General features: G+C 67.8%; 4 protein-coding genes. 2 read left to right on the top strand and 2 right to left on the bottom strand.

Going from position 1 to position 2,271, the window contains the following annotated elements; all coding sequences use genetic code 11:
• Both ACE3TU_RS21540 and ACE3TU_RS21545 read right to left on the bottom strand, forming a co-directional pair.
• A partial coding sequence (locus ACE3TU_RS21540) for a hypothetical protein (protein ID WP_374627904.1) occupies positions 1–328 on the bottom strand: 328 nt, incomplete at its 3' end.
• Complete coding sequence (locus ACE3TU_RS21545; protein ID WP_374627905.1) at positions 328–585, bottom strand: type II toxin-antitoxin system prevent-host-death family antitoxin; 258 nt, start codon at positions 583–585, stop codon at positions 328–330. The genes ACE3TU_RS21545 and ACE3TU_RS21540, both read right to left, overlap by 1 nt.
• Before the next feature lie 142 nt (positions 586–727).
• On the opposite strand from ACE3TU_RS21545, the gene ACE3TU_RS21550 reads away from it, so the two are divergent.
• Positions 728–1,552: a ribonuclease gene (locus ACE3TU_RS21550; RefSeq protein ID WP_374627906.1), complete on the top strand. Its 825-nt coding sequence runs from the start codon at positions 728–730 to the stop codon at positions 1,550–1,552.
• Positions 1,553–1,632: 80 nt separating this feature from the next.
• On the top strand, positions 1,633–2,271 hold a 639-nt coding region (locus ACE3TU_RS21555), incomplete at its 3' end, for an ABC transporter ATP-binding protein (RefSeq protein ID WP_374627907.1).

A 2,271-nucleotide genomic window follows, 5' to 3' on the forward strand; every position in this document is an offset into this window, starting at 1 on the left:
CCCCGACAGTGGGTTGGCGGCCGAGGTAGTAGGACTGCCCCACAATATCCTCGTTGAACTCATCCAGGACCAGCCACTGGCGCCTGTCCACGTCCAGTCCCGCGGCGGCCTTCTCGCTGTCGGGAAGCTCTACTGCCCATCGATCGGCTGAAGGGGGCGACGTGGTGATCGGGAAGAGAAACACCGTGTCGCCATCGGGGTGCTCAAGCCTCAGCGCCACAACCGTAGGCCTCTCCTTGCGTCCCTCGGTCTCGCCATCGGCCGCTTGCCGCGCCCACAGGTAGGGATAGCGAATGACCGCGCCGCTCCGAACATTGTCGAAGCTCATTACGCGTCATTGGCCTCTGCGGCGTATTTTTCGAGCGCGAGCTTCATCGCGTCCAGCTCGGAATCAGAAATCGACTCGAGAGTCCTGGCTCGCCTTGGGTCGGCACGCTTTCGCATGTCCTCATACTCTTCGATATTGAGCACGACGAGCCGGGGCTTGTTCCTCTGTGTCAGGGTCACCGGATGCCGGAGCGCCTCGGCAATGATATCGCCCGATCTGCGCGAAAGGTCGCTTGTCGTGTAGCTTCGCTCGGCCATGGTCCGCTCCTGCGCTGATAGCGTTCAAAGATGTGTACAACATTCCTGTATTTTGCGGCAATCCTGTGTCTTCCGGCGACATGCGCAGTCCCTCGCCGAGCGGGATCGTGACACCATCCCCAAACGCTGCTGAACTCTGGCGATGAACAGCCGATTCCTGCTGCTGATGGTCGTGGTCGCGCTTCTTGGGGCGGGCCTCGTGCTGTGGCTGCGGCCGGCGGCCCCACCGCCACCTGCGGCACAGGCGCCGCCGCCGGCAACGACGGAGGTCGCGCCGGCGCCCGCGGCGGTTCCGGCCGAAGGGCCGCGAGCCGCGGCGCCACGGCAGTTCCTGATCCTCGCCGCGAGCTGGCAGCCGGCCTTCTGCGAGACCGCGCCCGGCAAGCCGGAATGCCGGACGCTCGGCGCCGGACGCCATGACGCCAGCCACTTCGCCCTGCACGGGCTGTGGCCCCGCGACGACTATTGCGGGGTGTCCGCGACGGATCGCGAGGACGACGAAGCGGGACTGTGGTCGTCCCTGCCGCCGGTCGAGCTCGGCACCGCGCTGAGGGCCGCCCTGGAGCAGGCCATGCCGGGCACCCGGTCGCAGCTCGAGCGGCACGAATGGATCAAGCACGGCACCTGCTTCGGCACCGACGCCGAGATCTACTACGCCGCCTCGGTGGCGCTGCTCGACGCGCTGAACCGCTCGGCGGTGCGCGATCTCTTCGCCGCCCGCATCGGCCGCGAGGTCACCTCCGAGGAGGTGCGCGACGCCTTCGACGTGGCCTTCGGGGCCGGCGCCGGGGACAGCGTCAAGCTCGCCTGCGCCGAGGACGGAGCACGCCGCATCGTCACCGAGATCACCCTCGGCCTCTACGGAGTGGTGGACGCCAGCCCCGACCTCGGCATGCTGCTGCGGACCGCCAACCCGACCTCGCCCGGCTGCCGCCGCGGCATCGTCGATCCGGTCGGTGCGCAGTAGTTCAGGCTTTGTTTACCGGACCGGTTGAGCCGGCCCTAACCGGTCCCGACTAGTGTCTCGCGGTCCCATCGGAGTCCGCCATGACCACCGCCCCGCTTGCCCTCGACATCTCCGGCCTCAGAAAGAGCTTCGACCGCCCCGTGGTGGTCGACCTCGAGCTCAAGGTGCGGGCCGGCGAGTTCTATGCCCTGCTCGGCCCCAACGGCGCCGGCAAGACCACCATCCTGAGGATGGTCGCCGGGCTGCTGCGCCAGGATGCGGGCTCGATCGCCATCTGCGGCATCGACACGGCGCGCGACCCGATCGCCGCCAAGTCGATCGTCGCCTGGGTGTCGGACGAGCCGATGGTCTACGACCGCCTGACCCCGCTCGAATATCTCGAGTTCGTCGCCGGCCTGTGGCGGGTCGATGCACGCGAGGCGGAGCGTCATTCGAACGAACTGATCGACTGGCTGGGCCTCAGGCCGCACGCCAACGAGCGCTGCGGCGGCTTTTCCAAGGGCATGCTGCAGAAGGTGGCGCTGGCCGGCGCCCTCGTCCACGACCCGCGCCTGATCATCCTCGACGAACCGCTCACCGGGCTCGACGCCGGCTCGGCGCGCCAGGTCAAGGATGTGCTCAAGCAGAAGGTGGCGCAGGGCGTCACGGTGATCATGACCACCCACATCCTCGAGGTGGCCGAACGGATGGCCGAACGGATCGGGGTGATCAACCACGGC

The sequence above is a fragment of the Devosia sp. genome (genome assembly GCF_041917035.1).
Classification (GTDB): Bacteria; Pseudomonadota; Alphaproteobacteria; order Rhizobiales; family Devosiaceae; genus Devosia_A.